Genomic DNA, 19,029 nt, shown 5'->3' with positions numbered 1-19,029 from the left:
TATCCTCCTTAATTTATGGTACACGTGACCAAGTTGGCCTTATTTCTATGAACATTTCTTGAATACCACGCTTAATCTGAAAAACTACCATTTTCCGTTTTTCGTTTGCTATCCTTGCCATTATTTTCTGGAATTCCTGGACATTTTTCACTTGCTGGTTGTCAACTGTGCAGATAAGGTCGCCAATCAAAAGGTTTCCTAAAGCCGCCCAACCGCCTTCGCTGACTGATTCGACAATAACACCTTCTTGATTCTCTGGCCAACCTTCTTCTACTCGGTCTAAAAATGCGATGTCGCGAACAATAAAGTCGAAGTTGATATCCTGATATTTTTTCATCTCACGGGGCAGTTTAGGCGAGGCAGGCAACTCCACCGGCACCTTTATTTCTTCATTATTGTGTAGGACAGTGAGCTCTACCTTGGAACCTATTGGGTACTGTCTAATCATTGTAGATAGTACCTCTTCGTCCTCGGGTTGTGAAGCAGGCACTAGCTCGCCATCAACTTTGGTTATAATGTCTCCAACACGGAGGTCAATTTTTGCATTTGGGTATACTTTGGTTACCCTGACTCCCATTTTACCTTCAATGCCTAGCACTTTTGCAAGGTCCCTTGTTAGAACTTGTGTAGACACTGGTAGCCAAGCTTTGCTTAGCTCGAGCCCAGGGTCTTTTAACTCTCTGATTCCTACTTTTACAACCGTAAGGAACTTTTCGGAAGAGCGCTCGAAGGCAACAAGGGTAGGGGTTGGTTCGGTTTTGTCTTTTGTTATTTCCTCTGTTAATTTTGCCAAATCGTTGATATTATTTACTGGTTTGCCGCCTACTTCAATAATAACATCGTCTTCCTTTAGGTTTGGTTTGGCAGTACCAGCTGGCCCTCCCGGACGGACGCTTCTAACAAGCACACCATTACGTGAGTTGCGCTTTAATTCCTTGGCTTTGAGAAAAGTTATATTGCTCGCACAAATACCCCATTGTTTAAATTCCTGGGGTCGGGCTAACGCAGGTTCTCGCTCTTCAGGTACAATAGATACAACGATTTGTTTTCCATTACGTAATATTACAGCTTTAACAGGCTTTCCTATCGGAAGCGCTGCCATAATTTGGTTGAATGGAGGGAGTTCCTCTTTGAACCTCACGCTTACGTCGCGCCCGCCAATTTTGAGAAGGATGTCGCCGGATTTGATGCCTGCCTTTTCGGCAGGAGAGCCGGAGATGACGCCACTGATTAATACGCCGTTCTTTACTTTGGTTGATTTTAAGAGTGGCTGAACGCAAACGCCAATCCAGCTGCGAATTATCTTTCCATGTTTTATTATCTGTTCACTTACTTGCTTAGCCAGGTTGCTGGGGATTGCGCCTCCGAGGCCAATTCGAATTTCATTTATTCCAATAACTTCACCATTCAAATTCACAAGAGGTCCGCCGGAGTTGCCGCCGTAGATTGCTGCGTCATGTCCTATCCACCTCACCATTGACCCAACATCTTCGCCGTCAAGTTTAAAATCCATGCCCCAAGTTTCTGGTATTACAAGTTCAGTATTGCTTACCACCCCCATGGTTACTGACTGAGAGAAGGCTAGTGGACTGCCCATTGCAAAAACATAATCGCCAACTTTTATTTTAGAAGAGTCACCGAATTTTGCAGTTGGAAACACTCGTTTTGTTGGTGGAAGGAGCTTGATGACTGCAATATCAGTCATTGGGTCTGTGCCAACTAACTCGGCATCAATTTCTTCTTTATTTGCAAGGGTGCAGATTATCTGCTTTGCATCGCCAGCAACATGATGGTTGGTTATGACATAGCCCTCTTTTGAGATTATAAAGCCGCTGCCAAAACTCTCGCTCTTAGATTCTTTCCCCTCGTAGTATTCGGCGCTCACCACGTGAATCCGAACTAAAGCGGGCTTGACAGCCATAACAGCCTTTTCTATTGCGTCTCGAACAAGCTTGGAAGGCATTTCTCCTGCTGCTGCTTGAAGTGGGGTGAATGTAGCTAAAAGGGAGATGTTTATTATGATGAGCAGGATATAATGCGGAATTTTATTGCACGTGGTGCGTATCATGAGTCCCTCCTTATCGTTTTTGGCGCAGTAACGGTATTATTGTTACAATCATAGACTGTTTATTGAGTGAGGTCAAGACTGTTTTTCTATTTAAGACAAGGCTAATGAATCTTCTTAAGACAAGGCTAATGAATCTTCGAGGTCATGCCGATAACTACGATTGGGAGTTGAAGAATCGTGGGGGCACCGATAATTGAGGCAAGATGTCTTAATATTGATTACTCTGCAGGGCATGGTAAAAAACGTCAAGCGGTAAAGGATTTGTCTTTCAAAGTTCACCGTGGCGAAATAGTTGGTTTTATCGGCCCAAATGGTGCAGGAAAAACTTCTACAATCAAAGCATTGCTTAATTTAATCCCCGTGGCACATGGTGAATGTTTCATAGCAGGTATTTCAAGCTCCAACCCAAAATCAAGATTGAGCGTTGGGTACATGCCGGAGGTATCTTACTATCCAAAATATTTGAAGCTTTGCGAATTTCTTCGTATTTGTGCCGCATTGTCTGGGGTTCCTAGAGGACAACGAGAAAAGTGTGTTAAGTTTGCGGCTGAACGGACGGGAATGACCCCTTATCTAAAAACGAAACTTTTGGGTTTCTCAAAGGGCATGCTTCAGCAGGCTGGCTTTACCCAGGCGCTTCTACATGACCCTGAGATACTTATTTTAGACGAGCCCATGTCGGGCTTGGACCCGATTGCTCGAATGAGAATGCGCACGATGCTTTCAAGTCTAAGGTCAGAAGGAAAAACAATTTTATTCTCCTCCCATGAGCTTGGGGAGATTGAGATGGTAGCCGATAGGATTTTGCTAATGAATGAAGGAAGCCTAGTATTTCAAGGACCGATTGCAGAGCTCGTCGGAAATGAGACTAATTTGGAGCAGGCGTTCGTGCGGTTACTTGGGGAGGAATTGCCATGGGCTGCCTAGCAGTTGCATACCTTTCTATTATTGAGACTTTGCGCCGCAAGGAATTTTATGTCGTTCTTGTTTTAATCATTGGACTTGCTATTTGGCTTCATCTAATCAATATTGGTGAATCAAGCGCGGGCAGGTTTGCAAAAGATGTAATAATGCAAGTCGTATGGCTTTCATCCTTTGCTCTGGCTGTTCCTCTTGCAGCTCGCCAAATCCCTCAGGATTTAGAAAGCAAAACAGTTTATGTAATACTCGCTAGGCCTTTACCTAGGTGGCAATATGTACTTGGAAGGACAATTGGAGCGGCTGGAGCTGCTGGCATTTGTCTGACAGGATTGTTTCTTGTCCTAGCTACTATGCTCTGCGTAAAAGGTGGAGAAGCATTAGTTGATCCGATGCTGTGGCAGGCATTTGCTCTTCAGCTGGTGGCATTATTTATGTTGTGCTCGCTGGCTGTTTTCTTTTCCTCTTTCTCAACAACTGCAGGTGCGGTAACATTTTCTTTCATAATCTTATGCGTCATGAGATATGGCGCAAAATCGCTGTCGGATATGATCCTGGGAGTATCCAGTATATGGCAGTATATAGCGTGGTGTTTATATCTTTTGATGCCGCATTTCGAATTTTTTAATGTAACCCAGCGGTTTGTTCATGGATGGGGACCCCTTCCGTTTTGGATATTTCTTTATATTGCAATTTACGGGATAGTCTACGCAATTGGCTTGATAGCTGTATGTTCGCTAATTTTTCGGCGAAGGTGGCTTTAATGGTGAAGTCCATTGCGGTCGTAATTTCTTTTCTTTTTTCCGTGGTTCTTCTTGCTGCTATTCTTAACCCCATAGTTCATTCTGCAAATCCGCAGCCTGAAGATGTTCTAACACAGCTACTTGGCGGGGCGTCGGAGGTTGCGGCGCAAGCAGCATATAAGCAGGCTGATGTTTATTTCCATTCCGGTGTGCGCGGCAATGAATCACATGAGGAGAATGAAAACTTACACCATAAGAAGGGTAATAAACCAGAAAATTTAAGTCTCCCATTAATGAGATATATTAAGTTACTTCAGGAGACCGCCATACCAAGCAGCGAAAGGCATGTCGTTGGCGCAGATGAGAAAGAGATTCTTCCCTGGTTCGTTGTTGCTGTCCGCCTCAATCCTCACTACGTAGAAGCATGGTGTGTTGGCACTTATTGGTTTTATCGCACAAAGGAATATGACCGCGCAAAGGCCTTCATTAACGAGGGAATTCGGCACAATCCGAAAAACTATAGGCTTTATTTAGAACGCGGAGTGCTCTTCGCGCGCCTTAAGCAATGGGAATGTGCTCTCAGGGATCTTGAAAAAGCGGATATCCTACGACCTGTAGTTAGTGATGGATTTGAGTGGCATGCAGTTGATACTTATTTAAGCTATGTCCGTGCGAAAGCCGCCGGAAGACCGAACGTAAAAGATATCTGGTAATTGTTTTCTTTGCAATTTTTCCCTCTATACATTGATGCCTCCTTTCAAATTGTTTTTTCTCTCAAGAGGATTAATGCTTCCAAAGTATAATCCTATCTTGTAGACATGGAAAAAACATCCCTCGAAAAGCAGTCAGAGGTTGCTCGGCCTGGTAGGCCCGAAAAGCTCGCACATGCCCGCGTATTAAGATTTCGTGCAGTGATTCTTGGGCTGTTGATAATTCCTATCAATAGCTACTGGGTCATCTTAATGGAAAAGGTTTTACCCGGGCCATTTCCAACGAGTATATCGCTTTTTGCTAACGTCATCTTCATATTGCTAATCGTTTGGTTGCTAAATCATTTTATCCACCAATTTGCTCCTAAGGTTGCGCTAACCCAAACCGAGTTGCTCTTAGTTTACACAATGGTTGCTATAGGAAGTGCGCTTGCAGGCCACGATTCCATTCCTGTGCTCATAATGATGATGGGCCATCCTTACTTTTTTGCCAATGCAAGCAACAGATGGATGAGCAACTTTGGCGGATATCTGCCAAAGTTTGTTCTTGTTGACGACATGGATGCGCTGAAAGGCTACTATAATGGCGCTTCATCGCTTTATAGGTGGAGCAATCTTGAGCCTTGGATATCACCCGTGCTGATTTGGGCAGGCTTCATCTTCGTGCTACTTTTTGTTTTCATGTGCATCAATACATTGGTTAGAGCGCAATGGCAAGACAGAGAAAAACTGTCGTTCCCGATTGTTTATCTGCCAATCGAAATGAGCGATGTCGAGGGAAAGCTTTATCGAAATAAGCTGATGTGGGCGGGTTTCATACTAGCCGGAGGAATTGATTTCATTAACGGGCTTCATTACCTCTATCCCGCAATCCCTGAGATTGTCGTCAAACATACTGATTTGCGGCCATATCTTACTGCAAAACCGTGGAGTGCAGTTGGCTGGACTCCGTATTCGTTTTATCCCTTTGCAATTGGTCTGGGTTTCCTGCTCCCCGTGGACCTTCTTTTCTCGTGCTGGTTCTTCTATGTTTTCTGGAAGATGCAGCTAGTTGTGTCAAACGCTATGGCTTGGGACGTCACTCCTAACTTCCCGTTCATAACCGAACAGTGCTTCGGCGGCTATATGGCTATCGTGGCTTTCCTTCTTTATACGGGGAGACGACAACTTAGAGAAATTATCAAGAAAATCCTTGGTCGGCCTTCTGCAGTTGATTGTAGCAACGAAGCCATTGACTATCGTGTGGCAGGGATTGGAGCGGTTGTGGGGACTTTCATGCTTGTTGGATTCTTTGTTCTGCTGGGTTTGAAGCCCTGGTTGGCTTTCGCCGGGATGTTGATTTACCTTGCCTTGTCGGTTGCCGTAACACGCATCCGCGCCGAACTTGGGCCGCCAGTGCACGACCTCCATTTCTCCGGACCTGACCATATCATTACAAGGGTGGTTGGCACGGAAAACATTGATGGGCGCTCGCTGACCGCCTTGAGTTATTTCTTCTGGTTCAACCGCGCTTACCGAAGCCACCCGATGCCAGTGCTAATGGAAGGGCTGAAGGTTTCTGACCCGACCAAATCAAGTCGGCGCTTCTACTTCTGGGCAATGAGCGCAGCGTGCTTTCTTGGAACCTTTTCGGCGTTCTGGGCATTTCTCCACCACGCCTATATTAAAGGAACAGCGGCGAAATTTAACTCCGGCATATGGTTCAGCACCGAGATGTACACCCGCCTAAACGCCTGGATTAGTTCACCTCAGCCGCCAAACCTTCTGGCTACTTGGGCAATCGTGATAGGTTTCACTTTCTGCATGCTTCTAAACCTAATTCGCATTCGGTCGGTCGGGTTTCCATTTCATCCTATCGGCTACGCAATTTCGGGAAGTTGGTCGATGAACCTTGTCTGGCTTCCGTTATTCATTGCTTGGTTGTTAAAGTCGCTGATTCTCCGCTTCGGCGGCTTAAAAACATATCGGTGGGCAATCCCATTTTTCCTCGGGCTAATACTAGGACAGTGCGTTGTCGGTTCATTCTGGAGCATTTATGGGATTATTTTCAAAATACCGACATACAGCTTTTGGGGCGCATAATAACAGAAGGAAAAAAGAGTCCATACGCCGAAGTAGCGTGTATAAACCAAATTGTTGAGTTTTCTTTCCTACTTCAGAGTGCCAAACAGGAGGATTAGTAGGCGATGAAAATCGGCTTAATACCCGCCAACAGAGGTTTTTTCAGCGACATCCTTGCTGCCCAAATGCGCAAAGAAACTATCGCGGCCATGGAAAAGGCTGGCATTGAGGTTGTGGTTCCAAGCGAAGATATGACAAAGCTTGGATGCGTTGAAACCTACGAGGAGGCGCTGAAGACGGGACGCCTCTTCAGGGAGGAAAGTGTCCAAGGCATTATTGTCGCCGCAGTCAATTTTGGCGACGAACAAGCAGTGGCTTTTACAATCAAAACAGCGGCGTTGAACGTGCCAATACTAATATTCGGCTGTCAGGAAGAAGAGGTGTTAAAGCCTAGCACGGATAGGAGAGATTCTTTCTGCGGGCTTATTTCGATTGGAGAAGCCCTAAGACAGCTAGGTGTGAAGTATACCGTCGCTCGTGTGCCTATTTGCTTCCCAAGAGAAGATTCTTTCCAAGACGAACTCCAACGCTTCATGGCACTTTGCCGGGTGGTGAATGGTATTAGGAATGCTAGATACGGTCAAATAGGGGCCCGCCCCGATGCATTCTGGACTTGCCGCGTTAGCGAGAAAGCTCTCCAGCGTCTAGGAGTCACTACAGTTACGCTAGACCTTTCTGAAGCGATTCGTGCCGTCTCGAATATGGACCCCGCCTCCGAGGACGTCAAGAGAATTGAAGACAACATACGCGGATACTGCGACACGTCAGATGCACCCGAAGGCGTCGTCAATAAAATGGCTCGCTTCGAGCTTTTCCTGCGGAAGTTCGTCGAAGAGAAGGACTTGAATGGATTGGCAATTCAGTGCTGGACGAGTTTCCAGGATAATCTGAGCATGTGTGCATGCGCAACAATGGGCCGCCTCGGGGAGGAAGGAATCCCTTGTGCCTGCGAATCGGACATACTCGGGACCCTTTCGATGCATGCGCTTCTCCTTGCTTCTGGTAGCCCTGCGGGACTTGCTGATTGGAATAACCTTCACAACGAAGACCCTAACTTGGTTAACCTCTGGCATTGCGGTGTCTTCCCCGGAAGTTTCGCAAAAACCCGCCTAAAGCTTGGCATCCAGGAAATAATCTCCCACACCATTGGCAAGGATAACTCTTGGGGTGCTGTCGAGTTCGAAGTCAAAGAAGGGCCCGTGACGCTACTTCGCGCAACCCAGGACGCAGATGGCAACCACAAGGCAGTGATTGTCCCTGCCAACATCGAAGCAAGCAATGCTAAAACATTCGGTGCGTATGGGTGGGCAAGAATTAACAACCTAACGAAGCTTTATCGAGACATCCTCGTGCGCCATTTCCCGCATCACGTCGGGTTTACAAGAGGAAAGGTCGAGGATGTCCTTTGGGAGGCTTTCGGCAACTATCTCGGCTTCGAAGTATATGCAACTGACCAAGTTGTTCCAGGAATGTGGACGCCCGAGCCGCCGTTCCCGCCAAGATAAGCACCATTGCCGAACAGCTTGCAGTTGCTCTGCCTAAGCTGTCGCGTGTCTTCCAATTAATTTAGCAGGATTAGCTTTCGGATGCAGGATGATATCCATTTGCATAATTTGCGGATGGTCTTATAATGTCGTCTGGCGTTCGCAGATAAAATTGCAAAGGAGCTTGTTGGAAAGCATGCAATGAAAATCACCGCTTTTCTCGGAAGTCCAAGACCTGGGGGCAATACGGATATCCTCGCCTCCCGCATCCTAGACGGCGCTGAGGAAGCCGGCGTCGAAACCGACGTCGTCGCCCTCCGAAGGCTCAAAATTAAACCATGCGTCGCTTGCGGGAAATGCTGGCGGAAGGGACGCCCTTGTGCGTTTGATGACGATATGACTCGCTTATATGAAATAATTGCCGCCTCCGACTTCCTTTTGCTCGCCACGCCGGTTTATTGGTATGCGCCCACCGCAATTATGAAGACATTCATTGACCGCCTTGTTGTGTTTAACCACCCCGAAGGACGGCCTATTATCAAAGGTAAAGAGGCTATCCTCGTCGTCGCATACGAAGAGGAAGGTCCCCAAGCCGCCGACCCTCTCCTTAGAATGTTTGAGATGAGCTTCGACTACCTCGGCATCAGCCTCATCGAGCGATTGGTCGTGGATGGAGTCGGACCAAAAGGCGCCGTCTTGCAGAAGCCGACCGTCCTCGAACGTGCCTATGAGATTGGCAGGTCGCTGAAAAAACGCGTGAAAGCCTAGGCGGCGCTCGTCTATCTCAATAACGAAAGTCACCCAACACGCAAAAAGTTGAAGGGTGCCGATTGCCCCGTTCGCAAATTGTCCTTCTTAATTCAGAGGCTTACTCTAACAGAAATCCTCGCACTGAACTACTGCCGAGTGGCTCTCCTTATAGGTGCACTTTTCCCTAAATCCGCAAGTATCGCAGAGCCCTTCGTTGTTTGTCTCAAAGATTAGGTAGGGGATGTAATCTTTGGGGATCTTCTTGCCGTTGCCGTTGACCTCCCCCTCATATTCGTCGCATTCAATAATGCTTTCGGAGTTGGTCGTGAATGTGCAAACGTTGCGCTTTACACAAGATGTGCAAATGCCTTCCTTCATTGGATCATTCCTCCATTGGAATATTTCCGACGTCGTCGTCGGAGATTTCTTCGCTTGCCCAACTCTAGGACAAGATGGTCTAACCTCTACCGCTTATTATACAGCATTTTTAGTATTTTTATCCAATTATTTGAATATTCCTCCTAAAAAAGAATCGGCACATTCGCCCGATTTCGAAAGTCCACGAAGTTGCAGGAAAAACCTTTCTTTTCGGATAAAAGTTTACCAAACAAAAGTGCCAAATGTGGGAGGATAATTATCTTGCCAGACAACAAGAAAATCGGAAGAAGGGAATTTTTAGCAAGCGCAAGCGCCGCCGTTGCAAGCCTGCCGTTCATCAATATTCACAGAGCTTTCGCCGCCGATAAAAAGCCCAATTTCGTCTTCATCCTCACAGACGACCAGCGCTACGATGCGATGAGCTGTGCTGGGCACCCGTTCCTTTTTACGCCAAATATAGACCGCCTCGCAAAAGAAGGCGCACGCTTCAGAAACGCCTTCGTAACAATCGCACTCTGCTCCCCAAGCCGCGGTTGCTTCCTTACCGGCCGTTATGCCCACTCGCACGGAGTTATTAATAATGGAACTCCTTTTAGCGACGAAATCCCAACAATGCCGCAGGCACTCCAAAAAGTCGGCTACGATACGGCTTTCATCGGCAAGTGGCACATGGACGGTCAAGAAAGGCCTAGGCCCGGCTTCAATCATTGGATTAGCTTTAAAGGGCAGGGCGTCTACTACAACCCAACGCTGAACATCAATGGCGAAGCTAAGAAAGTCGATGGCTACATGACCGATATCCTTACAGAGTTTGCGGTGGATTGGCTGTCGAAGACCAACAAAAATCCTTTCTGCTTGTACCTTTGTCATAAAGCCGTCCACGGTCCTTTCCAGCCCGCTGTAAGGCATTCCAAACTGTATGAAAATGTGCGCATAACAAAGCCCTCGAGCATGAATGACACCCTCGAAGGCAAACCCGAGTGGGTGAAGCTTGGCATGGAGCCGGGCCACGATGCGAAGGGCGCGCTCAAAAGCAAAGAAGGCTACGAACTTTTCATCCGCGATTACAACCGCACTATAATGGCTGTGGACGACAGCGTCGGTCGGATACTCAAAACACTTGAGGCAATTAACAAGCTGGACGACACCGTTGTCGTCTTCGCAAGCGACAACGGCTACTTCCAAGGCGAGCACGGGCGCCTCGACAAGCGCGCGATGTACGAAGAATCAATACGCATTCCCTTCCTAATGCGGTATCCGAAGCTTATTAAGCCCGGCACGCTAGTTGATGGAATGGTGCTAAATATAGACCTTGCGCCAACGTTTCTCGATTTGGCTGGCGTTCCAATGCTCCCCGGCAACCAAGGGCTTTCTATTGTCCCTTTGCTGAAAGGACGCAAGTCGAACTGGCGTAGCGACTGGCTTTACGAATACTTCCAAGAGAAGGGCTTCCCTCGCACACCCACTATAATCGGCGTTCGCACTGACTGCTGGAAATACATCGAATACCCCGAAATAAACGACAAGTCTGAGCTTTACAACTTGAAAGATGACCCGCAGGAACTCCGCAACTTGGTGGATGACCCAAAATACAAACACATCCTTGCCGAAATGAAGTCGCGCCTCGAGCGGCTTAAAAAGGAAACGGGGTATCCAAAGTAAGTGCGCGGTACCGCGCCTTCCATTTGGCGCACTGCGGCACATTAAAGCATAAGCTTGGAGAAAGTTCGCAAGGCGGCGCTCTTTTGCAGAATATGGTCAAACTTTGTGGAAGGCTTTTCTCTCGTCATTTTACCCTTTTCTAACAAAAAGAGAAGCCCGACCAAAGGAATTATCACTTGGTGCAAAAGTTTTGTACCGCAGTACAAAAATGTTGTACCGAAGTACAAAAATGTTGCACGACTGTACAAAACTTTTGTACGATGGCCCCAAAATAATTAGCTAGCGGTGAAAGCTGAAAATCGGGCCTGCAATGGAGATAGAAAAGCGGCCAAAAAGGGCTGAAAAATATCGAATTCAATTAAAAAAGCGGCAAAAAACCTTGAAAAAATCAGCAATCACTTGACATTGCGGGATATCATGTGCAAAAATCCCTGTATCTAAGTGTTGTAAAGGATTACAACATTTGAAAAGAGGAGCGTTGAATTGATATATCTTGACAACGCCGCAACTTCATTCCCCAAGCCGCCTCAGGTGGTCGACGCTGTTGTTAGATATCTCACGGAAGTTGGTGGCAACCCTGCGCGGTCGGGTCATCGCATGTCGACGGAAGCGGCGCGCATCATCTACCGAACTAGAGAAAGCATCGCTCGCTTAGTTGGCTTGGAGGACCCTCTGCGCATCATCCTCACGGCAAATGCGACTACCGCAATCAACATAGCCCTTCAGGGGCTCCTCAAGCCTGGGAGGCACGTAATCACAAGCAGTGTTGAGCACAATTCGGTTATGCGGCCGCTCCGACAGCTAGAATCCACGGGCGTTGAAGTAACCGTTGTAGACTGCAGTCGCGAGGGCTATATTTCGGTTGATGCGATTGCAGAGGCAATTCAGCCGAACACAGACATGGTTGCCATCTGCCACGGGTCGAATGTTCTTGGGAGCGTTCAGCCGATTGGTGAGATAGGACGTCTTTGCCGCGAGAAGGAAATCCTTTTCCTTGTCGATGCCGCGCAGACATTGGGCGTGATTGACGTTGATATTGAGCGGGACTGCGTTGATCTCCTCGCTTTCACCGGTCATAAATCGCTGTACGGTCCTCAAGGGACTGGCGGACTTGTAGTATCGCGGACGGTCAAAGGTTCACAGTTTAAGCCACTTGTTTGTGGCGGGACCGGAAGCCGTTCAGACAGTGAGATCCAGCCTAATTTCCTTCCTGACGTCGGTGAAAGCGGGACGCTGAACGGTCCTGGGCTAGCGGGCCTTGGTGCAGGCGTGGAGTTTGTTTTGGCTGAAGGCATCGAAAAAATCCGCAAGCATGAGAAAGCATTGACAGAAAAGCTAATCAAAGGGCTAAAGGCTATCCCGTATGTTAGGGTGTATGGCCCAAAAGATAGCGAGAACCGCATATCCATTGTATCGGCAAACATCGGCGGCTTCGACCCGTCGGTATTTGCTTATCTCCTTGAGGACAGGTATGGAATCCTCACCAGGGCGGGTCTCCACTGTTCTCCGGCGGCGCACAAGACTGCGAACACGTTTCCCGTGGGCACTGTTAGGTTTAGTCTAAGCTACTTTACTGCGGAAGAAGAGATAGACGCTGTAATTGACGCCATGCAAGAGATTAGCGGAGGCAAGATAATTTCGGGAGATTGGAACAAATAGCGACGGGAGAATGATTCACGGAGGCGTGAGCGGCATGACATTTCGGGAGAGAACACTTGCAATCTTCGCCCGCAAGCCGGTAGACAACATAGTCTACCAACCGAGGATAGAGCATTGGTATTGGACGAATTTAAACGCGGGAACTTTGCCCGCGCGCTATCGAGGGATGTCGCTCCTCGATGTATACGACGATCTTGGCTGTTCCATCCGCAGTTATCCCTTCTTCAACGGATGCCTTAAGGTCAAGGAAGACCCGAGCGTGAAGTACAAAGTCGAAGAATACGGCGGCATTACCGTAAGCAGATGGACGACTCCCGTTGGCAGTATTGAGATGCGCTCTCGACGCACGGCGCTTGCTCATCACACTGAAAAGTTCCCGGTGGAGAAGCCGGAGGATGCGCGAGTGATGGAGTACATCCTCCGCGGGCGGACGTGGTGGTTTGATTATGAAGAGTTCGAGCGAAATGACAAGCTAATTGGCGAGCGTGCCGCACCGATGATTTTCATTCCCCGCATCAACATCCAGCGCCTCTACATTGAGATAATGGGAGTGGAGAACACGATATTTGCGCTAAACGATGACAGGCGAATGGTTGAGCATCTGATTCAAGTAATTAACGAGACGGATAAGCAGATGCTTGAAGTGGTTGCCGAAAGCCCAATCCCGATTATCAACTTTGGCGACAACATTGACCATCACTTCCTGCCGCCGAATCTCTACAAGCGCTACGTCGAGCCGGAATATCAGCGCAGAGCGAAGTACCTGCGGTCGAAGGGCAAATACACGCATGCCCACTGGGATGGACACATTAAGCTCTTGTTGCCATATGCCAAGGACACGGGATTAGACGGGATTGAAGCATTGACACCGATGCCGCAAGGAGATATTACAATTGACGAAATGAAGGAAGCGCTTGGGGATATGATTCTGCTCGATGGCATACCGATGACATGGTTTCTTCCACATGAACGCGTGGAGGACCTCGAGAAGGTTACGCGGGAGATTATCGAAAAGTTCAGGCCGAACCTAATACTGGGCATCTCCGACGAGCCGTCGCCGGTCTGCGACATTGAAAGAGTGCGGCTGGTATCGGAAATTCTAAAGACGTATGAGGAACGATAGCATATGAAACTTGCAGGCAGAGAGCATGCAGACATTATGTTCAGGCGAATCCTGGCGGAAGCGAAGGGATTCGGGTTGGAAATAGTTGACAAAGATTTTGACAGGCCCTGGGGAGGTTTTCTTCGGTTCTCGGAAGAGTCTCTCGAGCCTTTCTTCGAAGCTTATTGGCGGGGAGTGGACACGGGCTCGAGGACTGGGCGGCGTGACCCGAAGGTGTTGCTCGTTGCCCCTGGGCAGAGACTTTCGCTACAGCTTCACAACCGCCGTTCGGAGCTGTGGCGGGTTCTTGATGGGCCGGTGTTGGTTATACACGGGCCTGACCAAGAACATCTCGCCTATGACGTATTATATGCAGGCGAGACGATACATATTGAATGCGGGGAGATGCACCGCCTAGCGGGCGCGTTGGATTCTTGGGGCAGGGTGGCGGAGATTTGGGAGCACGTGGACCCAAGCAATCCGTCGGACGAAGACGACATCTTGCGGATTCAAGACGACTATGCGCGGTAGATTGGCGTGCGGGAGGCTTCTTATTATATTTGAGAAGCTTTGGTGAAGAATAGTTTATTCTTCAGCTTCGGGGAAATAAAGCCCAGCTATCATGTTCCGATTGTCTATCGTTATTACCATTCGGTAAGAACCCTTCTGGGCTTCGACAACGTAGGTTGTGACGGTTTCCCCTTCATAGGTGGTGGTTTTGCCCTTCAGCACCCGCTGTGGTTTACCATACTTCTCGCGAAGAATTTTTCCGATATAGGCAACCTGGCTGTCCGTAAGCACGTTTTCAAGGTCCGCCCTCAAGTGTTTGGATATCGGGCGCAGTGAGCCGTCGTATACGCACGATATAATTTTGCGGACGAACTTGGGGTTGTTCTCCATCTTGGAACAACCGGAGAAGATGGCGGCAACCACAAGCGCGAGGACAAGCGCAAATACTTTCCTCTTGCACATAACACCAATTCCTCTTTTTATATAACAAAGTAACCGCTATTTTGGAACGAACCAGACTCCTGCAAGTCTTCCCTTCTTGTCAATAATGAGCTTCATGTCGAAACTACCGCGTTCGGCTTTGACATCCCATGTTTCGTGCTCGAACTCATCTTCAGTGCCTTCGTTGAGTTTTTCCGTTGCAGTTAGCTTTAAACTTTTGACTTTGCCATAACGCTGTTCCAGGTCTTTGCCCACCTGGCTGACGGAGTAATCCGACATTGTCTCCTTCATCATATCGGTCATCTTGGGGCGGAGTGGGTCGAAAGACCCGGCATAAGTGGCGTCAATAACCTTGCGGGCAAACTTCTCCTTCCCATATTTGCCGCATCCCGGCATTAGGAGAGCGAGCGCCAGCATTGCAACAATAGCAGTTGACAGTCTTTTATTCATAAGTTAACCTCCGATGTTTTTCGTTAGACTTGATACTTATTTAGGGCAAAGGCAAGCCTCAATCCGTGCGCCACACTTGGGGCAGTGCGGTACACCAGCGGCTGGCTGCCAATCTTTACCGGTGTTTGGCCCAAGGATGATAAAGTTCGACTCGAACTTATCGGCGCCAATCTCGACCTTTGCCTTGATTGTGTTCGAATCCACTGGGTTGTCAGCAAAGACTTCGTATGCCATCTCAAGTTCTGATGATTCGATTGGCTTAACATGCCAGTCCGAGGGGAATTCAAGCATGGCGTTGGCTGGTATGGGTTCTTCGTTGCGCTCAACCGTGATGCTTAAGACCTTTGGAACGCCAGGCTTAATCACGGGATCGCCGTGGTAATGGAGTGTTACCTCCATGTCTTTTGAGATTGGAATTGTAGCAGATTCCATATCTCGCTTCCAAAGCGTGCGCGCTTTTTCATTTATTGAATAAATGTGAAGGATATTGGGCGGAACTTTAGTGCTTTCGCCAACCATGCTGATTTTGGAGCGTTGAGAAAGCACCTTCTTCCCGATTTCTACTGTTTGCTCTGTCAGTTCGGCGATTGTCTTCGGAGCATCCAGTTTCTGTGTAAACTTGTGGAGAACGATTCCTTCTCTTACGGGATCCGACCATTCCTTGGGTATATTCTTCGTACCGCCAAGGATTCCAAGGACGGAGCCAAGGGTAGCGCCAGTACAATCAGTATCGTAGCCGCAGTTAACAGCTTTGCACAATTTGTCGCCATAATCTTTGCCATAAAGCCAACCAATTATCGTGAAGCCGTGGTTTTGAGGGGCATGGCATGGATGGTTGTGTCCGAAGCGATTCAATATTTTTTCTCGGGCTTGTTCCCAGGGGATATTGTTATGGTAACACCAAACAGCCGAATTAACGGCGCGGCTAATATGAGACCAAATTGGAATCATGCTGAGTCCAATTTGGATAAGTTTGAGAGGGTCGTTGATGACAAACGCAGCGCTTTCGACGGCCGCCCAAAACATCTCCCCCCAGACGCCCTCGCCGCCCGCATGGTCGAGAACTGCATCCTTCCATGCCATAATGGCGGCAAGTTGCGGGTCTCCTGGGGCAATGCATGCCCATATCTCGCTTCGGATTGGTGAGCCCATCTGGTCAATGAAATCATTTTCGAAGCATCCGCTAATTGGAGGCCTAAGCCCCCTTTGCAAGTTGCGCTGGCAGAATCCATATTCATCCCAAGGATATGGATAGAGGTGCTTCATCCAATAATCAGCGAAATCCTGGAGGCGCGGGTTGATGCCACGCTCCTGTAGCATTTTTAACCAAACAAGTTGAAGGTCGAGATCGTCATTTGCTGCTGACCCGGAGGGAAGTGGGTCATAGTAGGTGAGGTTATGTGCTTCCTTTCGGCCCTCATATGGTGCACCAAGCGTGCCTCCAATGTTCTTCCCGAGCCAGCATGCGTATACTTTGTCGCGGTATTCGGTTTCTGAGATGGTAATAGGCTTCACTGCAGTTTGTCCTTTCTATCATTTCTGCTGTTGGCGTTGATCTAAAAACTACATAAACTTTTTGCCTGTTGCTTCTTCATATATTGCAAGTATATTCTCGAGTGGCGTGTCCGGCTGGATGCAGTGTGCCGGTGCGAATATATAGCCGCCATTTTTTCCTATGACATCAATACGATGTCTTGCTTCCGCCCGACATTCCTCAATTGTACCATGGGGTAGCGTTTGTTGGGTGCTTATCATACCGCAATACGTCAAACGGTCGCCGAACTCCTTCTTTAATTCTTCCGGATTCATTCCTACGGGTTCCGGCTGGACTGCGTCCAGTATATCAAGTTTCATTTCAATAAACTTGTGTTGGAGCAAGCGGGTTGAGCCGCATGAGTGGAGCATTGCTTTTGCTCCGAACTCATGGGCTAAGTCAATGAACTTTTGTATCCGAGGCCGGAAGAAGCTATCGAAGATTGCGGGGCTCATGGTTGGTCCTTTTTGTGTGCCCAAGTCTTCCCCGATGCATAGGATGTCTATTTTTCCTCCGCCTGCTTCCAACCCTCTGCGACACCATTCATAATAAAAGTCTACGCGTTTGTCGATAATAGCGATTCCAACTTCATCTTTTGTAATAATATCTATAAGCACCTGTTCCATTCCACGGCCACGGCCAACTCCATTAATAATATCGGGAATGCCTGCATTACCTAAGCAAATAGCGTAGTCTTTCACTCGCTCAATTTGTTTGGGGATGGATGAGTAGTCGTAGTCGTTAGGGTTCGGCCATGGATATGATTGAACATCATCGATTGTCTTTAATCGTGCCAAAGCGAGATCGCATGCCTCGCTATATACGCCACCTGCATTATTGGGAACGTTCTTGTAACCAACACCCCAGATGTCATAGTAGTCGATTGAACTCCCCTGTTCGGGTTTTCGTGGAGCTTTGAGTTCAATCGGGGAAACATAGCGAAAATCAACTTCAAAAACCTCAATGTAATTTGACGGGGCAAAATATTCCATAAGCTGCTGGTGGATTTCCGGCGTGACGTATATTTGAATTGGTGGGCGGTCTGGCTGAATGTGATTTACAGCAGCTAGAACTCGTTCCTTTGGGGACATATGGGTTATGCTGACCTCCACATGGCAATTGGCCATCGTTGTTTTTTGATTATACAGACTTTGAAGTTGTGAGTCTAGCTGGTATAGTTATATAAAAAAACAAGAGGTAAAGTAGCTGAGCGAATCGGAAGAAGCAATTTTTATTTGAATAACCTAGTTTCTATGTGCAGTGCAAGGCGTGAGAAAAACGACACGGGCTTTTATGCGAATTTGACTTCTGCTTAACCGACGTTTTTGCATACTTCAGACAAGTTAATACTAATTTGGAAGAAAGTCGAGATGCAACATTTTTGAGTTAAATTGGTTTAACCAAGTACTTGGAGAGTTAAAATGTCAACACGACCGGTAATTGGAATAACTATGGGCGATCCAGCTGGGATTGGCCCAGAAATCGTACTTGTTGCCCTACAACGCCGAGATATTTATAAGCGTTTGGTTCCCGTCGTGATAGGCAGCCTTTCTGTGCTCAAGCGAGTGGCTGATATCTTAGGTATTCGAACACCGTTATTAGCCATCAGTGATCCTCGAAGTGCCCAAGGGATTCCAGGAATGATTGAAGTTTTGGATGTCGTTGTCGAAGGCATCCAAGAAATCGAACCAGGAAAGGTCCAAGCAATTGGAGGTCGTGCCGCCGATGCATACATAAGGTATGCATGTGAATTGGCATTGTGGCAAAAGATAGATGCTATTGTAACCGCCCCAATTAGCAAAGAATCGCTGAGGGCTGCCGGCGTTGAAGGCATTGGACACACCGAAATGCTTGCCGACTATCTGGATGCACCAAACCCACTCACAATGTTTATAACTGAGAATATGAAGATTTTCTTCCTTTCTCGCCATCTTTCGCTAAGAGAAGCAATTGACTATATAACAGAGGAACGTCTGCTCAACATGCTACAACTAGTGAACAATGCGATGAGAGAATTGGGTTTCGAGTCGCCACGAATTGGAGTAGCCGCGCTTAATCCGCATGCAAGCGATGGTGGGCAATTTGGCAATGAGGAAGAGAAAATTCTAATCCCTGCTGTCAAAAAAGCACAGGCAAAGGGCATAAATGTGCAGGGACCTGTGGGAGCGGATTCTGTATTTCACCAAGCTCTTGAGGGCAGGTATGACTGCGTGGTTTCGCTATACCATGACCAAGGTCACATAGCTGCAAAAACGCGCGATTTCTATCGAACAGTTTCAGCAACACTAGGATTGCCTGTCCTTCGCACATCCGTTGACCATGGAACGGCGTTTGACATCGCTTGGCAGGGCAGGGCGAATCCCGTTAGTATGGAAGCTGCCATTATTGCTGCTGCAGACTTACTCGAACATCAAAGGCGAAACTTGTAAAAGGAATGTTCAGTTTGGTATTATTCTACAGCCTGTTATGCCGTGAATACTACATGAATTGAATTGCGGA

17 protein-coding genes are annotated in these 19,029 nt (G+C 47.8%); 11 read left to right on the top strand and 6 right to left on the bottom strand.

The features are described from left to right. Window positions 1-13: 13 nt before the first annotated feature. Complete coding sequence (locus K6T99_06515) at window positions 14-2,068, bottom strand: PDZ domain-containing protein (GenBank protein ID MCL6519469.1); 2,055 nt, start codon at window positions 2,066-2,068, stop codon at window positions 14-16. Between the two features lie 177 nt (window positions 2,069-2,245). Between K6T99_06515 and K6T99_06510 the strand changes: the two genes are divergently transcribed. The 6 genes from K6T99_06510 to K6T99_06485 all read left to right on the top strand — a co-directional run bounded on the left by K6T99_06510 (window position 2,246) and on the right by K6T99_06485 (window position 8,812). Further along, a complete protein-coding gene (locus K6T99_06510) occupies window positions 2,246-2,995 on the top strand; it encodes an ABC transporter ATP-binding protein (protein ID MCL6519468.1) in 750 nt (249 codons plus the stop codon). Continuing rightward, window positions 2,983-3,750: an ABC transporter permease gene (locus tag K6T99_06505; protein MCL6519467.1), complete on the top strand. Its 768-nt coding sequence runs from the start codon at window positions 2,983-2,985 to the stop codon at window positions 3,748-3,750. Before K6T99_06510 ends, K6T99_06505 begins: the two co-directional genes overlap by 13 nt. After that, a complete protein-coding gene (locus K6T99_06500; protein ID MCL6519466.1) occupies window positions 3,750-4,442 on the top strand; it encodes a hypothetical protein in 693 nt (230 codons plus the stop codon). Before K6T99_06505 ends, K6T99_06500 begins: the two co-directional genes overlap by 1 nt. A 105-nt stretch (window positions 4,443-4,547) precedes the next feature. After that, window positions 4,548-6,521, top strand: coding sequence for a hypothetical protein (locus K6T99_06495; GenBank protein ID MCL6519465.1), 1,974 nt, complete (start codon window positions 4,548-4,550; stop codon window positions 6,519-6,521). A gap of 104 nt (window positions 6,522-6,625) precedes the next feature. Next, window positions 6,626-8,065 carry an L-fucose/L-arabinose isomerase family protein gene (locus K6T99_06490; protein ID MCL6519464.1) on the top strand — a complete coding sequence of 480 codons (1,440 nt, stop codon included), beginning with the start codon at window positions 6,626-6,628 and terminating at the stop codon, window positions 8,063-8,065. A 180-nt stretch (window positions 8,066-8,245) separates the two neighbouring features. Further along, window positions 8,246-8,812, top strand: coding sequence for a flavodoxin family protein (locus K6T99_06485; GenBank protein MCL6519463.1), 567 nt, complete (start codon window positions 8,246-8,248; stop codon window positions 8,810-8,812). Between the two features lie 105 nt (window positions 8,813-8,917). On the opposite strand, the gene K6T99_06480 is transcribed toward K6T99_06485, so the two are convergent. Beyond that, window positions 8,918-9,172: a hypothetical protein gene (locus K6T99_06480; protein MCL6519462.1), complete on the bottom strand. Its 255-nt coding sequence runs from the start codon at window positions 9,170-9,172 to the stop codon at window positions 8,918-8,920. A gap of 261 nt (window positions 9,173-9,433) precedes the next feature. On the opposite strand from K6T99_06480, the gene K6T99_06475 reads away from it, so the two are divergent. From K6T99_06475 to K6T99_06460, 4 genes are all read left to right on the top strand, one after another. Next, complete coding sequence (locus K6T99_06475) at window positions 9,434-10,834, top strand: sulfatase (protein ID MCL6519461.1); 1,401 nt, start codon at window positions 9,434-9,436, stop codon at window positions 10,832-10,834. A gap of 483 nt (window positions 10,835-11,317) precedes the next feature. Beyond that, window positions 11,318-12,493 (top strand): aminotransferase class V-fold PLP-dependent enzyme, encoded by a 1,176-nt coding sequence (locus K6T99_06470; protein MCL6519460.1) that lies wholly within the window; start codon window positions 11,318-11,320, stop codon window positions 12,491-12,493. A 10-nt stretch (window positions 12,494-12,503) separates the two neighbouring features. Beyond that, entirely contained in the window at window positions 12,504-13,616 is a 1,113-nt protein-coding gene (locus tag K6T99_06465) for a uroporphyrinogen decarboxylase family protein (GenBank protein MCL6519459.1), read from the top strand. Window positions 13,617-13,619: 3 nt separating this feature from the next. Further along, window positions 13,620-14,126 (top strand): phosphoheptose isomerase, encoded by a 507-nt coding sequence (locus K6T99_06460; GenBank protein MCL6519458.1) that lies wholly within the window; start codon window positions 13,620-13,622, stop codon window positions 14,124-14,126. 54 nt (window positions 14,127-14,180) lie between these two features. Here K6T99_06460 and K6T99_06455 read toward each other — a convergent pair whose 3' ends face one another. Genes K6T99_06455 through K6T99_06440 form a run of 4 tightly spaced genes read right to left on the bottom strand, consistent with a single transcriptional unit; the run spans window position 14,181 to window position 17,621 of the window. Further along, window positions 14,181-14,567 carry a hypothetical protein gene (locus K6T99_06455; protein ID MCL6519457.1) on the bottom strand — a complete coding sequence of 129 codons (387 nt, stop codon included), beginning with the start codon at window positions 14,565-14,567 and terminating at the stop codon, window positions 14,181-14,183. 36 nt (window positions 14,568-14,603) lie between these two features. Next, window positions 14,604-14,996: a DUF3887 domain-containing protein gene (locus K6T99_06450; protein ID MCL6519456.1), complete on the bottom strand. Its 393-nt coding sequence runs from the start codon at window positions 14,994-14,996 to the stop codon at window positions 14,604-14,606. A 36-nt stretch (window positions 14,997-15,032) separates the two neighbouring features. Then, on the bottom strand, window positions 15,033-16,511 hold the full coding sequence (locus K6T99_06445; protein MCL6519455.1) for an ADP-ribosylglycohydrolase family protein: 1,479 nt from the start codon (window positions 16,509-16,511) through the stop codon (window positions 15,033-15,035). Window positions 16,512-16,559: 48 nt separating this feature from the next. Continuing rightward, window positions 16,560-17,621 (bottom strand): hypothetical protein, encoded by a 1,062-nt coding sequence (locus K6T99_06440; protein ID MCL6519454.1) that lies wholly within the window; start codon window positions 17,619-17,621, stop codon window positions 16,560-16,562. A gap of 330 nt (window positions 17,622-17,951) precedes the next feature. Here K6T99_06440 and pdxA point away from each other — a divergent pair, with 330 nt between their 5' ends. After that, window positions 17,952-18,959 (top strand): 4-hydroxythreonine-4-phosphate dehydrogenase PdxA, encoded by a 1,008-nt coding sequence (gene pdxA, locus K6T99_06435; GenBank protein ID MCL6519453.1) that lies wholly within the window; start codon window positions 17,952-17,954, stop codon window positions 18,957-18,959. Window positions 18,960-19,029 lie beyond the last annotated feature (70 nt).

This window comes from Armatimonadota bacterium (genome assembly GCA_023511795.1).
Taxonomy (GTDB): domain Bacteria; phylum Armatimonadota; class UBA5829; order DTJY01; family DTJY01; genus JAIMAU01.
The sequence above is the reverse complement of the archived record's forward strand: the minus strand, read 5'-3'. Positions and strand labels throughout refer to the sequence as shown.